Origin of the sequence: Natronorubrum daqingense, assembly GCF_001971705.1 — an archaeon.
Classification (GTDB): Archaea; Halobacteriota; Halobacteria; order Halobacteriales; family Natrialbaceae; genus Natronorubrum; species Natronorubrum daqingense.
Window position 1 is genome coordinate 3,090,471 of the sequence record NZ_CP019327.1, and the last position, 18,632, is coordinate 3,109,102.

General features: G+C 62.5%; 14 protein-coding genes. 8 read left to right on the forward strand and 6 right to left on the reverse strand.

The annotated features are described in order from the left end of the window. Positions 1-168: 168 nt before the first annotated feature. Together BB347_RS14970 and BB347_RS14975 are read left to right on the forward strand one after the other, a co-directional pair. Positions 169-2,850 (forward strand): heavy metal translocating P-type ATPase, encoded by a 2,682-nt coding sequence (locus tag BB347_RS14970; protein ID WP_076582688.1) that lies wholly within the window; start codon positions 169-171, stop codon positions 2,848-2,850. A 60-nt stretch (positions 2,851-2,910) separates the two neighbouring features. Next, complete coding sequence (locus tag BB347_RS14975) at positions 2,911-6,993, forward strand: Eco57I restriction-modification methylase domain-containing protein (RefSeq protein WP_076582687.1); 4,083 nt, start codon at positions 2,911-2,913, stop codon at positions 6,991-6,993. Between the two features lie 369 nt (positions 6,994-7,362). On the opposite strand, the gene BB347_RS19395 is transcribed toward BB347_RS14975, so the two are convergent. Next, positions 7,363-7,536: a hypothetical protein gene (locus tag BB347_RS19395; RefSeq protein ID WP_168170962.1), complete on the reverse strand. Its 174-nt coding sequence runs from the start codon at positions 7,534-7,536 to the stop codon at positions 7,363-7,365. Positions 7,537-7,861: 325 nt separating this feature from the next. Between BB347_RS19395 and BB347_RS14980 the strand changes: the two genes are divergently transcribed. Together BB347_RS14980 and BB347_RS14985 are read left to right on the forward strand one after the other, a co-directional pair. After that, positions 7,862-8,131 (forward strand): AbrB/MazE/SpoVT family DNA-binding domain-containing protein, encoded by a 270-nt coding sequence (locus BB347_RS14980; RefSeq protein ID WP_076582685.1) that lies wholly within the window; start codon positions 7,862-7,864, stop codon positions 8,129-8,131. A 9-nt stretch (positions 8,132-8,140) separates the two neighbouring features. Beyond that, positions 8,141-8,620 (forward strand): type II toxin-antitoxin system VapC family toxin, encoded by a 480-nt coding sequence (locus BB347_RS14985; RefSeq protein ID WP_076582941.1) that lies wholly within the window; start codon positions 8,141-8,143, stop codon positions 8,618-8,620. 216 nt (positions 8,621-8,836) lie between these two features. On the opposite strand, the gene BB347_RS14990 is transcribed toward BB347_RS14985, so the two are convergent. The 5 genes from BB347_RS14990 to BB347_RS15010 form a co-directional block, all read right to left on the reverse strand. After that, positions 8,837-9,865, reverse strand: a complete 1,029-nt coding sequence (locus BB347_RS14990) for a stage II sporulation protein M (RefSeq protein ID WP_076582684.1) — start codon at positions 9,863-9,865, stop codon at positions 8,837-8,839. Between the two features lie 65 nt (positions 9,866-9,930). After that, a complete protein-coding gene (locus tag BB347_RS14995) occupies positions 9,931-10,887 on the reverse strand; it encodes a phosphotransferase family protein (RefSeq protein ID WP_076582940.1) in 957 nt (318 codons plus the stop codon). 96 nt (positions 10,888-10,983) lie between these two features. Next, positions 10,984-11,316, reverse strand: a complete 333-nt coding sequence (locus BB347_RS15000) for a hypothetical protein (protein WP_083687776.1) — start codon at positions 11,314-11,316, stop codon at positions 10,984-10,986. Further along, positions 11,313-11,921, reverse strand: a complete 609-nt coding sequence (locus BB347_RS15005; protein ID WP_076582682.1) for a hypothetical protein — start codon at positions 11,919-11,921, stop codon at positions 11,313-11,315. The genes BB347_RS15000 and BB347_RS15005 overlap by 4 nt, the downstream gene beginning before the upstream one ends. A gap of 6 nt (positions 11,922-11,927) precedes the next feature. Further along, the gene (locus BB347_RS15010) at positions 11,928-13,370 is read right to left on the reverse strand and encodes a M14 family zinc carboxypeptidase (protein WP_076582681.1); all 1,443 of its coding nucleotides are present in this window, start codon (positions 13,368-13,370) and stop codon (positions 11,928-11,930) included. Positions 13,371-13,732: 362 nt separating this feature from the next. On the opposite strand from BB347_RS15010, the gene BB347_RS15015 reads away from it, so the two are divergent. The 4 genes from BB347_RS15015 (at position 13,733) to BB347_RS15030 (ending at position 18,560) form a co-directional block, all read left to right on the forward strand. Then, positions 13,733-14,530 (forward strand): FkbM family methyltransferase, encoded by a 798-nt coding sequence (locus BB347_RS15015; protein ID WP_236995958.1) that lies wholly within the window; start codon positions 13,733-13,735, stop codon positions 14,528-14,530. Positions 14,531-14,576: 46 nt separating this feature from the next. Next, a complete protein-coding gene (locus tag BB347_RS15020) occupies positions 14,577-15,875 on the forward strand; it encodes an amidohydrolase (protein WP_076582679.1) in 1,299 nt (432 codons plus the stop codon). Between the two features lie 167 nt (positions 15,876-16,042). Beyond that, a complete protein-coding gene (locus BB347_RS15025; protein ID WP_076582678.1) occupies positions 16,043-16,990 on the forward strand; it encodes a hypothetical protein in 948 nt (315 codons plus the stop codon). 280 nt (positions 16,991-17,270) lie between these two features. Beyond that, the gene (locus BB347_RS15030) at positions 17,271-18,560 is read left to right on the forward strand and encodes an adenosylhomocysteinase (RefSeq protein WP_076582676.1); all 1,290 of its coding nucleotides are present in this window, start codon (positions 17,271-17,273) and stop codon (positions 18,558-18,560) included. Positions 18,561-18,632: the final 72 nt, after the last annotated feature.

Genomic DNA, 18,632 nt, shown 5'->3' on the forward strand with positions numbered 1-18,632 from the left:
GGCGAACGACGTTCGACTCGAGAGCCGTGATCGCACCCGACTTTCGCCGAATGAGTTTGGAAACATCGAACCGAACGCCTCGAGCTTTACTTTCGAAAGCTGGCTCGAGAGTAATTCATGGTTTCTGAGTCACAATTCGCTTGAACGTGCACCACGTATTCCTCTCTAATGAGTACGAGACGAGCGCACCTCGAGATCACCGGCATGTCCTGTTCGACGTGTTCGGGGACCGTCGAGGACGCGGTGAGGGAGCTTGAAGGAGTCGAGTCGGCGAGCGCGAACTACGCGACCGACGAGGGGACGGTCGCGTACGATCCCGACGCGGTCTCGCTGGCCGACATTTACGACGCGATCGAGGACGCCGGCTACGAGGCCGCGTCGGTCTCCGAGTCGATTACGGTGATGGGCATGTCGTGTTCGACGTGCTCGGGGACCGTCGCGGATGCCGTTACCGACCTCCCGGGCGTGATCCGGGCCGACGTGAACTTCGCGTCGGACGAGGCCCGCGTCGAGTACAACCCGAACGACGTCTCGCTGGGCGAGATCCGCGCGGCCATCGAGGACTCGGGCTACGACCCCGTCCGCGAGGAGCGAGACGCCGACGACGAGACGCAGGGCTCGAGTCAGCGCGAACGCGCCGTCGAGAAAGAGCTTCGCCGCCAGCGCAACCTGGTCGTCGGCGGTGGTCTCCTGACGCTCGCGTTCGTCCCGATGATGGTCGAGATGCTGTTCGATCTCGCGGGGCTCACCTCGCCGATTCCGATGGCGCTCGCCCACCCGCCGGGCTGGCTCGAGTTCGTCCTCGCGACGGTGTTGATGGCTACGCTCGGCCGAGAGTTCGTCGTCGGCGCGTGGCGCGCGTTCTCCAATAATCGACGAGCGAACATGGACACGCTCGTCGCCGTCGGCACCTCGGCGGGCTACGTCTACAGTACGGCGGTCCTCGTCGGTGCCGTTACCGGCGGACTCTACTTCGAGGCCGTCGCGTTCATCCTCTGGTTCATCACGCTCGGCAACTGGCTCGAGGTGCGCTCGAAGGCGCGGGCCGGAAACGCCCTGCGAGAGCTGCTACAGATGGAAGCCGACGAGGCGACCGTCGTGGAGGAGGGAGAAGAGCGGCAGGTGCCACTCGAGGACGTGAACCCCGGCGACGTGATGAAGGTCCGTCCGGGCGAGCGAATCCCGACTGACGGCGTGGTCGTCGACGGCCAGAGCGCGGTCGACGAGTCCATGCTGACCGGCGAGTCCGTGCCCGTCGAGAAGGGCGAGGGCGACGAGGTCGTCGGCTCGACGATCAACGAGAACGGCGTCCTCCTCGTGGAGGCGACGAAGGTGGGCTCCGAGACGGCGATTCAGCAGATCGTCGACCGCGTCAAGGAGGCCCAGTCGCGCCAGCCCGAAATTCAGCGGCTGGTCGATCAGGTTAGCGCGTACTTCGTCCCCGCGGTGATCGTCAACGCCGCGTTCTGGGCGCTGCTCTGGTTCGTCTTCCCCGAAACGCTCTACAGCGCGTCGTCGGCGCTTGGCTCGTGGATTCCGATCCTCGAGCCCGTCGGCGGCGGCCCCGAAGTCGCCGTTCCCGGCGCTGGGGTCGGCGTGCCGGTGCTCGAGTTCTCCGTGGTCGTCCTCGCCTCGGCGTTGTTGATCGCCTGTCCCTGCGCGCTGGGGCTCGCGACGCCCGCCGCGACGATGGTCGGCTCGACGCTCTCGGCGACCAACGGCGTCCTGTTCAAGGGCGGCGACGTCCTCGAGCAGGTTCGGGGCATCGACACCGTCGTCTTCGACAAGACGGGGACGCTAACTCACGGCGAGATGGTCCTGACGGACGTCGAACTCGTGGGTGAGCGGGCGGCCCCAGATGGCGGGACGGCGGCTGACGACGATACTGCGGCCGACGGTGGTGCGCTTGCCGCGCCGGACGAACGCGATGGGGACCTCGAGTCGTACGTCTTAGGCGCGGCCGCGACGGCCGAATCCGGCTCCGAACACCCGATCGCGCGAGCGATCGTCGATGCGGCCGACGAACGCGGCGTCGCCGTCGGCGAGGTCAGCGAGTTCGAGAACGTCCCCGGTCACGGCATTCGCGCCGAGACCGACCGCGGCAGCGTGTTGGTCGGACGGCGCAAACTGCTCGAGGACGCGGGTATCGACACCGAACCCGCCGAGGAGACGCTGACGCGACTCGAGCGCGAGGGGAAGACGGCGATGCCGGTCGCAATCGACGGTCGGTTGTTGGGCGTGCTCGCGGTGGCTGACGAGGTTCGCGAGAGTGCGACCCAGACCGTCAGCGCGCTTCGAGAGCGTGGCACTGAGGTCGTGATGCTCACCGGCGACAACGAGTTGACCGCTCGAGCGGTGGCCCAGGCGGTCGGCATCGATCCCGAGAACGTCCGCGCGGAGGTGCTCCCGGAGGACAAAGCCGACCACGTCGAGGAGCTACAGGCTGGCGACGAGGGCTCGAGCGTCATGATGGTCGGCGACGGCGTCAACGACGCCCCCGCGCTCACGACGGCACAGGTCGGCGTCGCGATCGGATCGGGAACCGACGTGGCCATCGAGTCCGCGGACGTGACCCTGATGCGTGACGATCCCGCGGACGTGTTGAAAGCCGTCCGCATTTCGGAGGCAACGATTTCGAAGGTGCGCCAGAACCTCTTCTGGGCGTTCGCCTACAACACGACGCTGATCCCAATCGCCTCGCTCGGCCTCCTGAACCCCGCCCTCGCCGGACTGGCGATGGCCGCCTCGAGCGTCAGCGTGATGGCTAACAGCCTCTCGTTCGCGACGTACGACCCCCACGAGGACTATCGGCTGGCCGTCTTGCGCCCGCTCGAGTGGATTCGGGGATAGGTGATTCGAGTCGTCCCTACCAGTGGATTCTTGTCGTGACGATTCGAGGTAGGGGACAAGATGAGTCAGGCGACGCTGTCAGATCGTCCGTATGCGAACTCGAATCTCTTCTCCGGGCACTATCTCGACGAGCGGATTCAGGATCGCGAGGAGTGGGACTGCGATGGGGATGCGGAGGAGGCGATGGCTGCGCTTCAATCGCTGTACGACCTCGAGTCGGGGTTAGTCGAGGGATACAAGGAAGATCCGCTGATCGACAACTGGATCGACGAGGTGCTCGACGTGCTCGGTTTCGGGACGAACGTGGAGACGACGCTGCCCGACGGTGGGGGCTACGTCGACGTGTTGCTGTTCGACGATCCGGAGGCGCGACGGGACGCTGCAGAGGTCTATCTAAGCACCGAAGAATCGTCGGATCTGTTCGAGCGCGGGATCGGTCTCGTCGAGGCCAAACAGTGGGATGCCGACTTTTCGGCTCGATTCAGCGAGCAGCGACCGTATCGAAACGCCTCTCACCAGATCAAACACTACCTCGAGCGGACGCCCGAGTCGATCCAGTGGGGCGTACTGACGAACGGTCGGAAGTGGCGACTCTACGGGACCAAGGATTACGAGACGCAGACGTACTACGAGGTCGACTTGCCGGAACTGCTCGAGCGTGGTGATCTCGAGGCGTTCAAATACTTCTACCTGTTTTTCCGTCCGGCGGCGTTTCAGGCGAGTGGCGGGACGACGTTCCTCGATTCGGTCCGGTCGGAAAGCGAGACGGTCGCCCAGGAGTTAGGAGAGGACCTCCAGGATAACGTCTTCACCGCGGTGCGGGTGCTCGGACGCGGGTTCGTCGAGACGAACGACCTCGCGATCGACCCCGACGACGAGAAGAGGTTGGGGGAACTCAAAGAGCAGTCGCTCGTGCTCCTCTATCGGCTGATGTTCGTCCTCTACGCGGAATCGCGGGGCCTGATCCACCCGAAGGGACAGGATGCGGTTTCGGAGTACGAGGACAACTTCAGTCTGGACGAACTGCGTCTCGAGATTCACGAGGAGATCGGCGAGGTCGACGACGGGTTCGACACCTACAGCGAGTACTCCACGACGATGTGGAGTCGACTCGAGGACCTGTTTCGGTTGGTCGACGAGGGCGAGGAGTCACTCGGCATTCCGCCGTACAACGGCGGGCTGTTCAACACCGAGAAACACGGGTTTCTGACGGACCACGAGGTGAGCAACCGGTACCTCGCGGAGGTCATCTATCGAATTTCGACGACCGAGAACGACGAGGGTCGGTACGTGTTGGCCGACTACGCGGATCTCGATACGCGACATCTCGGGAGCGTCTACGAAGGGTTGCTCGAGCACCAGTTTCGGATCGCGCCGGCGGACTACGCCGCGGTGACGGACGACGGCGGCGAGATTTGGAAACCGGCCACGGAGGTGTCGGTGGCGGAAGCGGTCGAAACCGTCGACGAGGGTGGGCTCTACGTGGTCAACGACGAAGGGGAGCGAAAGGCCACGGGGGCGTACTACACGCCGGATTACGTGGTGACCTACATCGTCGAGGAGACGGTCGATCCGTTGATCGACGAGATCCGGACGGACTTACAGGAGCAGGGCTTCGAGCCGGGAACGCACGAGTACCTCGGGGCCTTTTACCGTCGGGTGTTGGATCTCAAGGTTCTCGACCCCGCGATGGGCAGTGGCCACTTCCTCACGCGGGCGACGGAGTATCTCGCCCAGCAGGTGATGGAGGAGGTGCGCGAGATCGAGGAGGCGACGGCGTTCGACGAGCAGCGGGTTCGTCGGGACGTCGCGAAGGAGTGTATCTACGGCGTCGACCTGAACGGAATGGCGGTCGAACTCGCCAAGCTGTCGATGTGGCTCGAGACGCTCGCGGCGGATCAGCCACTGGCGTTTCTGGATCACCACCTCAAGGCGGGCAACTCGTTGGTCGGCTCGGACGTGACGGACGTGCTCTCGAGTGACACCGAATCCAACGACGGACAGTTGACCCTCCAGCAGGCGTTGGCTCGAGTTCGACAGGATACCTTAGAGCACGTCATGGAGCGGATGCAGGAGCTACTCGAGATCGACAACGAGACGCTCGAGGACATCAAGTCGATGGAGGAGTTGTACGACGAGGTGCGCGCCGATCCGTTCTATCAGCGCCTCTTCGAGTTGACGAACGTCCACACGGCCGAACGCTTCGATCTGGACGTGCCCGAGGGGGCTTACGAGCGCATGGCTCGAGCGATCGACGACGAGGACGAGTGGCTCGAGGTTCGAGAGGAGGGCTGGTTCAAGTCTGCGCAGGCCATGTGTACCGAGGAGGCGTTTTTCCACTGGGAGTTGGAGTATCCGGAGGTGTTCTTCGATGAAGACGGGGAGAAGCGGGAAGATGCTGGGTTTGATGTGGTGATTGGGAACCCGCCTTGGGTTTCAAACTGGGAACTGACAGAGAGTAGTGATCAGATTGTATCTACGCTGGAATCTCTGTATCCAGAGGTGACCTCAGGACATTGGGATTTATTTGTTCCATTCTGTTACCGAGCAGCAACATTAGCAAGGACTGAAGGTCGACATTCTTTTATCACACCAACTTCACTAGGGACTGAAAAATATGGGACGAAAATACGTAAGAAGTTCGTCGATGATTGGACAATACATCAATTAGTACACTTCGGAGAACATCAGATATTCAGTGAGGTTGATAGACAATATCTAATTTACATGCTGTCCACAGAAAACAATGAAAATTGCAAAACAAAACTGACGAAGTTTAATGACCCGGGTTTCGCTGCTACAGCAAGGATTCCTCAGGCCAATTTCTCAGAGTATTCGAATTATTCGCTTCGTCCATCTCTAGCGACTACTGATGTCGAACTTAAGAAGAAGGTTGACAAAGAAAGTATTCCTACTGGGCGAATTTGCTGTGTGAACGTTGGAGTAGTTGCACATGCTGCGTCCGACAGCGAACTGGATTTCAAGAAAGATGATGTAATCTCCCAAGATCCCCAAGATGGATATAAACAGTATGTCGAGGGAAGCAATATATCTAGATACTTGATCAACTGGGAAGGAGAATACATTGACTATGAGTCCAAGAAAAGCCATTTCCACCGACCCAAATACTCAGAATTATTTGAGTCTGAAAAAATTGTCATCCCGAGAGTGAGTGGTGCTGATAATAGAATCGAAGCCTCTTTTGACAAGAATGGATATTACAATAATGATAATGTGACGAACGTTGTCCCTTGGACAGATAAAATCCTGGATAAACAGTCGCCGAAAAATTTTGACCCGTTAAACGATACAGAGGCGTTCAGTCTATATTCGATTTCCGGGGTACTCAATTCTAATCTCATCACGTATTATTTCTCTCAATTCCTAGCGACGGGAACACTACAGGGGAGTTATTCCAGTATATACCCTGACGATATTCGAAAAATACCGATTCATTCCGATTTGTCAGAAGACTCTGACTTAGTAACAGAGTTGACAAGGTCGGTTGAAAAAATAATACAATTTCGAGAAACCGAAAATTCGCTTAATCTCGCTCTGCTTGACCACCTCGGCTCTTATTCCAATGAGGTATCCGTCTCGGAAGTTGGATTCATCCAGCCAACAGAAGGAGCTGCCGACTCCATCCTCACCGACACCGCCGAAGACCGCGAAAACCTTCGCGTTGGCACTGTCGAAATCGAACGCCAATCCCCCGACTCCCTCGAGATTCACCTCACAGCCCGGTACAAACCCGAAAACGAGGACGAGTACGAAACCGACCGCTGGGGCTACACCGAAACCGACCCCGAACCCGCCCTCGAGATTTCCGACCTCACGGAAACCGAAGCCGACCTGATCGAGGCGTTCGTCCCCGTCGCCGTCGACGAAGCCGGTGGGTTTGCGAACTTCCGTGAAACCGCGACCAAGAACGACTCGCTCGTGGATCGCCTGCGAAAGCTCACTCTCCCCGCCGTCGACGACGTTCGAGACGGGTTGGAAAGCTATCTCAAGACGAAAGCACGGGCCGAGGAACTCGAGGCGAAGATCGAGAAAACGGACGAACTGATCGACGAGATTGTGTACGAACTGTACGGATTGACCGAGGAGGAAATCGAGATCGTCGAAGAAGCGGTTGAGAAGTAGGACCGCGAGCGACCACCGGAAGCGAGCGGCTTTTTTGGCCCAGGTTTTTGCGCGATGGGTGAGCGAAGTGAACCCGAGCGGAAAACGGTGGATCTGAGATCGTCGAAGAGGCTGTCGGCGAGTAGCCTGATTGCCGACGAGCAACGGATTATTCTCGAGTCACGCGTACGGGCCGACTCCTCGCATTTTCCGGCCGACGGATGGTGGTGTGTCATACGGTCTGCTGTACGTCAGTACCGGTGCAACTGCAGACGGGTCGCGGTTGCACCGGTACACAGTTACAGCAGACCGTATCAGGGTGGTTCGATTTGCCGGCGTTCGAAATATCGAGGAGTCGGCTGGCCGCCGCCACTCGAGCCCGTCTGTCGATTACTCGCGCTCGAGGTGTGGCGGCGTAACGCGACAGCCACAGGGCGTCGACGTGGCCTCGCTCGGTCCGGTGACGACCGTCGCGAGGACGGGGTCGCCACAGCGCGGACAGTCGGGGAACGCCGACCCGACTAATCCGTCTTCGGCGTCGTCGTCTCCCCTCACGTAGACCACCGTTTCGGGGCCGCTGCGGGTGCTCGAGGTCGATACGACTGGGTGCCGGGATGTTTATATCCCGCGAGGAGTGATGTAATCATGGCTTTGAACCGACGTGGTTGGAAGCCAGTCTCGGGTGGTTCCAGCACCCGGGGCGTTTCGATACCCCCGTCGGAGACGGCTTCCGTGCTAATTGTTGGACTATTGTCTCTTATATCTACCGACAAGTGACGGGAAATTACTGCGAATATGGGCTCGAGGCGACGCACTCGAGACTCACTCGGTTTTACAGGGAGCAAGAGTTTTATCTGTCAACGCAGTAGTGGGTATACGGTGGTCAAAAATGGGAAACACGTCAAACGAAGCAAATCGGGGCGAAACGCTCTCGCTCACGGTAGACGACCGGGGGCGGGTGACGCTCCCCAAGGAAATCAGGGAGCGACTCGGAATCGAATCGAACGACGAGATCCCCGCGACCCTCGTCGGTTCTGTACTCGAGGTTAACCCGAAACCGAGTTCGAAGCTGGAGACGGCAACGGCAGACCGAGACGACTGGACGAACACGACTCCGGTTGATGCCGGAGAGACGCTCTTCGGGCCGATGGATCGGTGAGTGGACGAGATGAACGAGTCGCTACCGACCGAAGTCACGGTTCTCACTGACGTGAACGTTCTCGCGATCGGTCTGACCGACGATCACCCGGCGCACGACGACGTGTATCCGTGGATCCAAAACGCTCTCGACGGGCCAAACGTGTTGCTCGTGTTCGATTACTACCCGCTGCGAGCGCAGTATCTCATGACGAGTAATTTCGGCGTGGATGCAGTTGCTGCGCGAAACGCCGTTCAATCGCTCGTGAGCAGCCCTGCCCGAATCGTGAGCGCCACTGAGACGACGCTGCTCGAGGCGTATGATATTAGCGCCGAGAAAAATCACGACGTGTACGACGCCTTTATTTTGGCTCTTGCGCGGTCGTACGACGCAGATTATTTACTCACGACCGATGGTGATTTTGACGACCTGTGTGCTGGTGAAGACGTGACGTACGTCAACCCAATTCCGACGGAGAAGCACGAAAAACTCACACTCATCGATGGGTAGCCAAATTTACGATTCAGACGGTCTGTTGTGATTTGTTATCTTTGATCGCTGCCACAGTTGACCGATCATCGGTAAAACGTTACAACGATCCGTACCAGACGGCAACTCCCGGATATACGCACGCCCATACCAGTAGTCCCACAACTGAATCGCGTTTTCACGACCACATACTCAACTCCCAGTCGGGTCGCTAACACTCGAGTGTGCGACCGTCTGTTAGACCGCGTCGGGGAACAGCGCCTCCGCGACCAGGAACGTCACGTAGGCCTCGACGAACGCGGCGAGTACGAGCACCAGCCAGGCGAAGACGACCAGCGCGAGCGTCCCCACGAGATACCGTTTCGTGAACAGCGCGTCTCGAGTTCCCGCGAGTCGTTCCCCGGCGCGGTAGAGGAACCGAAAGCCCACGCCGGCGGCGACGAACAGCGCCGTCAGTTCGAAGATGCCGTGGGGGGCGAGCAGGGCAACGACGATTCCGAACCCGCTTTCCATGCCGGTGAACGCGGCGATATTCCCGACGATGACGCCGTTGAAGACCATGATGACGAACGTGAAGAAGCCGAGCGTGAGCGCGCCGAAAATCGACGCCAGAAACGGCGGCGTGTTGTTGACGATGAAGAACGTCGCCGAGAGTTCGATGGTCTCCTCGTCGGCCAACTCACCCTCGCCGCCGGGGAGTTCGTCCTCGCCTAACTCCTCGGCGACGATCTCGAGCAACAGATCGATCAGGTTGATCCCGGCGGCGTAGAGCAGGGCTCCGACGAGGATACCGAACGCGAACAGTCCGGCCGAAAATCCGACGTACCGTCGGTGCTCGGACCAGGCGTCGTCGAGGTAGCCGAAAATCAGCGGGAACGACCGGCCGGCGACGGCAATCAACCCGAAGCCCGCGCCGAGGACGACGGCCCCGGCCGTAGCCGTCGGGGCCTCGTAGGTGCCGAAAATCGCCGCTGCGGTCGCCAGCGAGATCACCGCCAGCGCAGCCGAGAGCAGCGTCCAGTTGCGAATCGCCGCCGAATCCGGCGGGTCCGCCGGTGACGGATCGCGGTCTCGTCCCGGGTCCCCCGCCGGAGCCGGACTCGAGGACCGTCCTCGCCCATCGTCGTCGGCGAGGTCGACGGTCGGATGGTCCGACTCCCACGAGTCGTCTCGTTCGGATTCCCTGTCGGTCGCGACGCCGTACTCCTCGCGACGCTCCGATTCCGTCTCGGGCCAGCCGTCACGATCGTCATCGCTCCCGTTCATACCTGTCCTGTCCACGAAAGCGAGGATAAATCCGCCGACTCCGTACACGCTCGCCGCTGTCCGACTCACTCGAGGAGCCGACGACACTGTCGCCATAGCTGTCGCCGCCCGCGATCCTCCCCCAAGAGTCGAGCGTAATTCGACCCTGACTGCACCACCCACCGCAGCTTCTCGAGCGGCGCTCGTCGCCCGAAGCCGGCCTCGAGTGGCGCGTGACGGGCGTACGACGCTCGAAACGCCGCCCGAAGCCGTCGGCGTTCACCTCGAGACAGCCGTCCCGCGTAGCCGTCGACGAACCGAATCTCCGCTCGCGCGAGGGCGTACTCGGCGTGGGTGACGTGAGCGTTGCCCCAATCGAGGACGGCCGTGATCGCGCCGCTATCGTCGACTAGCAGGTTGCTGGGCTGGTAGTCGCCGTGTGTCAACACTGGCCGTCTGTCGTCGCCGCCGGCCGGCGGAACCGAGATCGGGAGCTGCTCGCGGAGTGTATCCGAATCGACGGCGTGCCATCCCGCCGGCTCACGCAGGACGAGGTCGGTGCCGTTCTCTCCGCGGGCAAGCCCACCGACGCGCTCGAACTCGAGTTCCGACATCCCATGCAGTCGCCCCAGGTGCGCCCCCGCGTCGGCCACCAGTCGCCGACGCACGGCAGGCTCGAGAGTAGCGTACCGAGGACCGGGATTCGTCCCCTCGAGGTACTCGTAACACGCCCATCGCTCGAGTGGGTCAGCCTCGCGCGCCGTTCCCGTCTCATCCACGATGTCCCCGAATGCCAACACGCTCGGAACGGGCAGCTCACTCCGCTGCTCGAGCAACTCGAGGACGGCGGGTTCGATCACGTCGCCGGTCCAGACGCTGGCTCCGCCGCGCTTGCAGACGAGTCGCTGCGGAACGTCGCCGCGAGCGTTCTCGAGTTCGACTACGGTCGTCTCGGCGACCGAGCCCGACTTGGGTTGCCAGCGGGTCCGAACGTCGGCGTCGAACGCCGTCGCGACGATTTGCTCGATAGGGTCGGTTGGCATCGGTTCTGCGTCCACACTCGAGCAACGACGGCGTTTGCCGAAGGTGTTTGGCCGTCGCGAGTTGTCCCTCCGCTTTCCTCGAGCGCGGGGTCCGGCTCAGGGCTCGACGAACTCGAGCACCTCGAGGGTGTCCGTCGTCGCGTCGTACCAGGCCAGGTGCGCGCGAAGCGGCGGCACCTCGGTCGCGTCCGTGTTGTAGGTGATGAGGTCGCCCTCCTGAGTTAACGCGACGATCAGGTCACTGTCGGTGTCGACGTCACTCCCCTCGCCGATGGTCTCCTCGCCGCTCGGGATCGCGGCGTCGAGACCGCCGTCGGCCTCCTCGACGATCCGTAACGTGCCGGCTTCCTCGTCGACGGCGAGGTCGTACCACGGGTGGGAATCGGAGGGATCGCTCGAACTGGCGATCTCGCGGTACTCGACGTTCATGATTGCCCCACGGCGACCCACTGTGCGTCCGGCGGAGCGAACGACTCGCTCTGGTAGACCATCCACCTGGACTCGAACCCGTCTTCTGTGACCTCGATGGCCCGGAACATGCCGATGGTCGTGTAGTCGGCCGCGCCGATGAAGACGACCGGCGGCGCTTCGAACGATTCCTCGAACTCGACCGACTGCTGGTCGACTTCGGACGTGTTCCACGAGCCGTCGTCGGCCGCTCCCGGGCTCTCGTGGGAGACGTGACCCGTCTTCACGTCGATATCGCTCTGGCCTTGTCCCTGCCCATTTCCGCCTCCGTGACCCTGTCCGTTCCCGTTCCCTTGCCCGTTGTTTTCGTGTCTGGCCTGTGCCGTGTTCGCGCCGGCGAGGCCGACCGCCGCGAGGGTGCTCGCGATGACGTGTCGGCGCTCGAGTGCCAAGCCTATCCCCGAGTCGCTCGTCGGATCGACCGCCGCGGTCGACGATTGGACGCGCCTCGAGGGCCGCTCGCGGTCGGTCTCGGACTCGGAAGACCGGTGGTCGTCAGCGGGGGTCGGCTTCGATTCATCAGTTGGTTTCGTGTCCTTAGTCGTGGAGTCAGTGTCGTTCGTCATGGCTGTTTAGCAGGTGCATTCGAAGTAGTCGTCGTCCAATTCCGCCTCGTCTTCCTCGAGTTCGGCCTCCAGTTCCTCGGAGGGGTGAAACGTCCGCTGGTAGCGCTCGCCGCGCTCTGGCATCTCGTCGGCCGCCTCGGGGTCGATGTCGAAGACGGACTCGTCGGCCGTTCGCTCGAGCATGCTCACCGTCATCTCGTAGGCGGTTCTGATGAGTCGGCCGCCGGATTTTTGGCCGAACTCGTCGGTCTGGCCGCGCATTTCGATCAGGACGCAGGCGATTCCCTCCTCGCCGTAGCTGTTGCGCGCGATGCCCCGGCCGTCGCCGCCGGGGAACTGGGAAAGCGTCGTGTTCCCCTGCGAGTCGACGTCGTCGTAGATGCCACGACAGAGCTGTTTCGAGAGGTCGACCGCGTCGTCGTCGGCACCGGGTGACGTCGGCCAGTAGACCGACCCGGTGATGTTCTCGCCGTCGTCACTGATGTAGTGGTACTGGTTGTGGAAGTCGCCGACCCAGAGCGGGTCGATCTCCTCGATGGTATCGACGAGAATCTGGGCCTCTGGAACGGGATTCTCGGGGTACTCCTCGGGCAGGTTCTGGTAGAGTTCGCTCTCGGTCCAGTCGAACCAGTGGTATCGATTGACGTCCCAGCCGACGCCGGCGTCGTCGTAGTCGGTGTAGATCCCGACCGATTCGTCCCTCGCGGGGGCGTCCGGATCGACGTTGAACCGGTGGCGCAACTCGCCGACCTCGGTGCCGTCCGGGTTCGCCCGGGGCATCACGTGGATCGTCAACTCCGAGAGCAGGTCGTTCCACCTACCCCCGGCGGCGAGTTCGTCGAGCAGGTTCAACAGCGCTTCACAGCCCGTCGCCTCGTCCGCGTGTTGCTCGGCGAAGAGGAAGACGTCCGTGTCGCCCGACCCTGCCGTCGCGAGGTAGATATCACGTCCCTCGTTCGACTCGCCGACGGACTCGACGGTCACCTCGCCGCTGCCCTTTTGTTCGATCCGCTCGAGGGAGCGCTCGAGTTGCTCGTAGTCGTGTAACGAGTTGATGTTCAACTGCTGGGTTTCGGTCGGCCAGGGGCCGCCGGGTCGGATGTGCGTCTCGCTCGCGCTGGGTTCGTGGCCGCGACTCTGGGCTGCTTCGCCGAATGCGGCCCAGTCGGCGTCGACGGCTTCGGAGTCGTCGTCGTAGACCATCCACCGCGTTTCGAACCCCGTCGCGGAGACGTTGATCGCTCGGTGGAGACCCACCGAGGTCTCTTCGGCCGGTTCGACGATCACGGCCGGTGGCTCTTCGAACCCCCAGTCGAACGCGACGGACGCGCTGTCCGCCTCGACGGTGTTCCACGTGTCGTCGCTCGCCGGGCCTGGATCGTCGTGTTCGACGGTGCCGTACTCGACGTGATCGATATCACCATCACTCTCTGAGTCATTTGTTGACATGTATCATCGAATCTCGATGACAGTCTTCGGTGATATATACCGCCCGATACATTCACGATACGAAACTGTTCGAGTGGCTGAAATCGTCGGACGTTCGCTCAGAAAGTGCCAAAAGCGGTAGCGAGAATCGTTCTACCACCATCGTCGACAGTAGCCAACCCGACATCGACACCACCGCTTTCTGTCACCGTAACGTCGTATTGACATTCCAACTCGGCTCACTGGCTCACTCCCGCTTCGCTTCTGTCGATGCCTGAATCGCTCGAGAACTCGAGACGAGCGCCCGCTACAACACGCCGGCGCCTCTTCACACATCGACACCCGGACGAACCCTCAACTGCGTGGCTCGCGTCAGTGAGCACGTGCGCACGCTCGAGTCAGCCGACAGGGTCGTGAGTCGGGCACGCTCGCTCGCCTGGAGCGTCGGCTATCGGACGTACGACCGAGTGGCCAAGACGAACTACGACTACGAACTCGTCGCACGGACCAACCGAACGGCCGCGGGGCCCGTGCGCTGTTACGAACCGTTGACTCGCCACGCGGACGATTCGATGCTCGAGGAGGTCGCCCGCCGTTCCGGACCCGCGGACGTAATCTACGATATCGGCGCGAACGTCGGTATCTACGCCCTCGCGCTCGCGAGTGGCTCTCCCGACCGTCGCGTCGTCGCGTTCGAACCCTCGCCGCCGATGTACGAGCGTCTCCGGGCGAATATTCGGGCGAACGGCCTTGAGAACCGAATCGATGTCCGTCCCTGCGGACTCGGCGCGGAAACCCGAACCCGGTCGTTCTACGTCTCGACGTACCCCGAACTGTCGGCGTTCGACCGCGAGAGCGCAACTCGCTGGGGAGCCAGCGTCACGGACGTGCATCGCGTCTCGAGCTATCGACTGGACGACCTTGTCCGCCAGGACGACGCACTCTCGCCGCCGGACGCGCTCAAAATCGACGTCGAAGGGGCGGCTCCCGACGTCCTTCGCGGGGCCCGAACGACGCTCGAGTGTCACGAACCAACCGTCTTTGTCGAGATACACGACGAGGGGCTGGCGGGTGACGTGCCGGCCGAGACGGCGACGGCACTCGAGGAAGCGGGATACGAAATCGACGAGCGGGACGGGTACTGGCGGTGTTCGCCGCGAGACTCGTCGGAGACCTGCTAGAATCTCATTCGACAGTATAACGCCGTCTCGGGAGAAACGCACGTGCATGACGACACTGGCGATCACCGGCGGGCAGGTGCTGTTACCCGACATTTCGGTTACGCGAGCGGACGTACTGATCGATCAGGACGGCGGCGAGATCCTCGAGATCGGCGACGGACTGGCGGGCGACGCCGACGAAACGATCGACGCGAGCGGGTCGCTGGTCACGCCCGGCTTTGTCAACGGCCACTCGCACGTCGCCATGACGCTCCTCCGCGGGTACGCCGACGACAAGCCCCTCGACGCGTGGCTCCAGGAGGATATCTTTCCGACCGAAGCCGAACTGACCCCCGAAGACGTCCACGTCGGGGCGAAACTCGGCCTCCTCGAGATGATCAAGTCGGGGACGACCGCCTTCGCGGACATGTACTTCATGGTTCCCCAGATTGCCGATGCCGTCGAAGAGGCCGGCCTTCGTGCTCGACTCGGCCACGGCGTCATCACCGTCGCGTCGAACGACGAGGAAGCTCGCGCGGACGCCCAGGAGGGCCTCGAGGTCGCCGAGGCTCTCGACGGGCGCGCCGACGGTCGGATCTCGACGGCGTTCATGCCTCACTCGCTGACAACCGTCGGAAGCGAGTACCTCGAGGAGTTCGTTCCGAAGGCTCGCGAACTCGGCGTGCCGATCCACTTCCACGGCAACGAGACCGCGAACGAGGTGACGCCCATCGTCGAGGAACGCGGCGTGCGGCCGATGGCCTACGCCGCCGAACGCGGGATGCTCGAGGAGGGCGACTTCCTCGCCCACGGCGTCCACCTCGACGAGAGCGAGATCGGCTTGCTCGCGGAGGCCGGTACGAGCGTCATCCACTGTCCCGCCTCGAACATGAAACTGGCGAGCGGCATCGCCCCCGTCCAACGGATGCTCGACGCCGGCGTCACCGTCGGCATCGGCACCGACGGCGCGGCCTCGAACAACGACCTCTCGATGCTCGACGAGACGCGCGACGCGGCCATGATCGGCAAACTCAAAGACGGCGACGCGAGCGCCGTCGACGCCGAGTCGGCCGTCCGCATGATGACGCAGGGAAGCGCCGACGCCATCGGCCTCGAGTCCGGCCGACTCGAGGAAGGAGCCCCCGCCGACCTCGCCGTGATCGACCTCGAGCAACCCCATCTCACGCCACACCACGACCTCGTGAGTCACCTCGCGTACGCCACGGCGGCGGCCGACGTTCGCCACACGATCTGTGACGGGCAGGTGCTGATGCGTGATCGCGACGTCCTCACGCTCGAGGAGGAGTCGGTTCGAACGGCGGCGGGCGAGGCCGCGATGGCGCTCGTCGAACGCGCAGAGAACTGACGAGCGACGACCACTCGCGACGGTCACTCGTCACGGTCGAAAAGAAATCCGAACGTCTAGATTCCGTTATAAACGCTACAAACTGTTTTACTGGCGTTTCAACTGCGGGCAACTGTCGAGAACTGCCTCGGGGGTTTATTCACGAATACCTGAATGTCTCGAGTAGAATGAACGGGTACCGACTGCTTGCGGCGACACTGGCGATAGTCATGATCGTGTCTGCGCTGGCTCCACTGGGGGCAGCAGCGGCGGACGAAGCGACCGACGATGACCTCTCAGTCCACGTCGACGACGAACAGTACGTCGTGACGGTCGAATCGAACGAGAGCGTGGTCGCGAACGCGACTGTCGACGTGACGACCACCGACGACAACGACTCCTACGACGGCACGGGCGAGCACACGACCGACGACGATGGGCTGGTCGAGCTTCCCGAGCCTGACTCCGACGTCGATATCGGCCTCGAGGTGACGGCCGACGACGCGACGACGGAGACGGAGGCGACGCTCGAGGGGGCCGACGATGACGAGGAGGCCCCGTCCATCGAGGTCGATCAGGACGGTGAGAACGTCACCGCGACGGTCAGCGCGGACGGCGACGGCGTCGCCGACACGAACGTGACGGTCGATACCGTCGACGACAACGATTCCTACGCGGATGTCGGCACGCACACGACCGACGAGAACGGCACGGTCGCGCTCGAGGCTCCGGACGGGAACGAGAGCGTCGAACTCGCACTCGAGACGACTGTCGACGACGAGTCCGTCGAGGAGACCGCGACGCTCGAGTCGGTCGACGAGGACGCTGAGGCCGACAACTTCGGCTCACTCGTCTCTTCGTTCGCCCAGGACGACGACTCCGATGGTCCACCAGGCCTCTCGATTGCGAGTTTCGCAGTCGAGAACAACCCAGGTAACGCACCCGACCACGCCGGCCCGCCGGATCACGCCGGTCCATCTGGTGACGATGACGACGACGGACAGGGCCCACCGGACCACGCTGGCCCAGCGGACGATGAAGACGAGGAGGACGGCGACGATGAGAGCGACGACGACGCTGAAGACGACGAGGACGATGACGACAGCGGCGGTCCGCCGGACCACGCTGGACCGTAATCCTCTCACGTTGGACCGTATTTCCAGCACGCTGAACAGTGACCGAACGACGCTGAGCGATTCCGTGGAGACGAACGGCGACCGACGACTCGAGTGAGGCTGTCAGGGGTCCGTCCCCGTCGTGTCGTTCGTGCACTCGAGCGCTCGTGATTGCGGACGTTTCGATCGTCGTTTTTCATTTTCGAGTACGCGTGAGGTCGTGGTGATTCAGGCCAGATCGCTTCGAGTCCGACGCCATCGCTTCGGTAGGGTTTTGACGGCGCTTGCACTCACTCACCGTATGACCGAGACTGCGTATCCGCCGATCAGCGAGCAACTGGCGGACCTCGAGTCCGCACGCGAAGAGGGCCGACGGAAGATGGATTGGGCGACCCAGCACATGCCCATCCTCGAGCGCGTCCGCGAGGAGTTCCTCGCGGAACAGCCCTTCGAGGGCGAGAGCATCGCGATGGCGATGCACGTCGAGGCGAAGACGGCGGTTCTCGTCGAGACGCTCGCGGAGGGCGGCGCGGAGGTCGCCGTGACGGGCTGCAACCCGCTTTCCACGCACGACGACGTCTCTGCGGCCCTCGACTCCCACGAGAACATCACCAGCTACGCCAAGCGCGGCGTCGGCGACGAGGCGTACTACGACGCCATCGAGGCCGTCATCGCCCACGAGCCGACCGTCACCGTCGACGACGGGATGGACCTCGTCGCTGCCATCCACGAGGACTACCCCGAACTGATCGACGGCATCGTCGGCGGGGCCGAAGAGACCACGACCGGCGTCCACCGCCTGCGCGCGATGGACGACGACGGCGCACTCGAGTACCCCGTCTTCGCGGTCAACGACACGCCGATGAAGCGCCTCTTCGACAACGTCCACGGCACCGGCGAGTCTTCGCTCGCCTCCATCGCCATGACCACGAACCTCTCGTGGGCCGGCAAGACCGTCGTCGTCGCCGGCTTCGGCTACTGCGGCAAGGGCGTCGCGAAGAAGGCCGCCGGTCAGAACGCGAACGTCGTCGTCACCGAAGTCGAGCCCCGCCGCGCACTCGAGGCCCACATGGAGGGCTACGAGGTCCTCCCGATGGCCGAAGCCGCCGAAGTGGGCGACGTCTTCCTCACGACGACGGGCAACCGCGACGTCATCGTCGAGGAGCACTTCGAAGCGATGCAAGACGGCGTCTTGCTCGCCAACGCGGGCCACTTCGACATCGAAATCGACCTCGAGGCCTTAGACGACCTCGCTGTCGATCGCTACGAAGCCCGCGACGGCGTCGAAGCCTACGAGATGGCCGACGGCCGTCGACTGAACGTCATCGCGGAAGGCCGTCTCGTCAATCTCGCCGCCCCCGTCTCGCTCGGTCACCCCGTCGAGGTCATGGACCAGAGCTTCGGCATTCAGGCCGTCTGTGTCCGTGAGATGCTCGAGAACGGTGAGGCGTACGATGCTGGTGTTCACGACGTGCCCGACGAACTCGACAAAGAGATCGCCGAGATCAAACTCGAGGCCGAGGGTGTCGAGTTCGATTCGCTGACGGATACCCAACACGAGTACATGGGCTCGTGGGATCACGGAACGTAGACTCCGTCGGTAGTCCCACCGACGGATGGTGACCCGAAGAAGGAACACCCAAGGAGGCCCCACCCGTACGCC

Coding starts and splice junctions, on each gene's coding strand:
- BB347_RS15000 (WP_083687776.1), bottom strand. CDS start 11,316: ATGAACGTCGAGTACCGCGAGATCGCCAGTTCGAGCGATCCCTCCGAT.
- BB347_RS14995 (WP_076582940.1), bottom strand. CDS start 10,887: ATGCCAACCGACCCTATCGAGCAAATCGTCGCGACGGCGTTCGACGCC.
- BB347_RS15010 (WP_076582681.1), bottom strand. CDS start 13,370: ATGTCAACAAATGACTCAGAGAGTGATGGTGATATCGATCACGTCGAG.
- BB347_RS14975 (WP_076582687.1), top strand. CDS start 2,911: ATGAGTCAGGCGACGCTGTCAGATCGTCCGTATGCGAACTCGAATCTC.
- BB347_RS14970 (WP_076582688.1), top strand. CDS start 169: ATGAGTACGAGACGAGCGCACCTCGAGATCACCGGCATGTCCTGTTCG.
- BB347_RS15020 (WP_076582679.1), top strand. CDS start 14,577: ATGACGACACTGGCGATCACCGGCGGGCAGGTGCTGTTACCCGACATT.
- BB347_RS15005 (WP_076582682.1), bottom strand. CDS start 11,921: ATGACGAACGACACTGACTCCACGACTAAGGACACGAAACCAACTGAT.
- BB347_RS14980 (WP_076582685.1), top strand. CDS start 7,862: ATGGGAAACACGTCAAACGAAGCAAATCGGGGCGAAACGCTCTCGCTC.
- BB347_RS14990 (WP_076582684.1), bottom strand. CDS start 9,865: ATGAACGGGAGCGATGACGATCGTGACGGCTGGCCCGAGACGGAATCG.
- BB347_RS15030 (WP_076582676.1), top strand. CDS start 17,271: ATGACCGAGACTGCGTATCCGCCGATCAGCGAGCAACTGGCGGACCTC.
- BB347_RS15025 (WP_076582678.1), top strand. CDS start 16,043: ATGAACGGGTACCGACTGCTTGCGGCGACACTGGCGATAGTCATGATC.
- BB347_RS14985 (WP_076582941.1), top strand. CDS start 8,141: ATGAACGAGTCGCTACCGACCGAAGTCACGGTTCTCACTGACGTGAAC.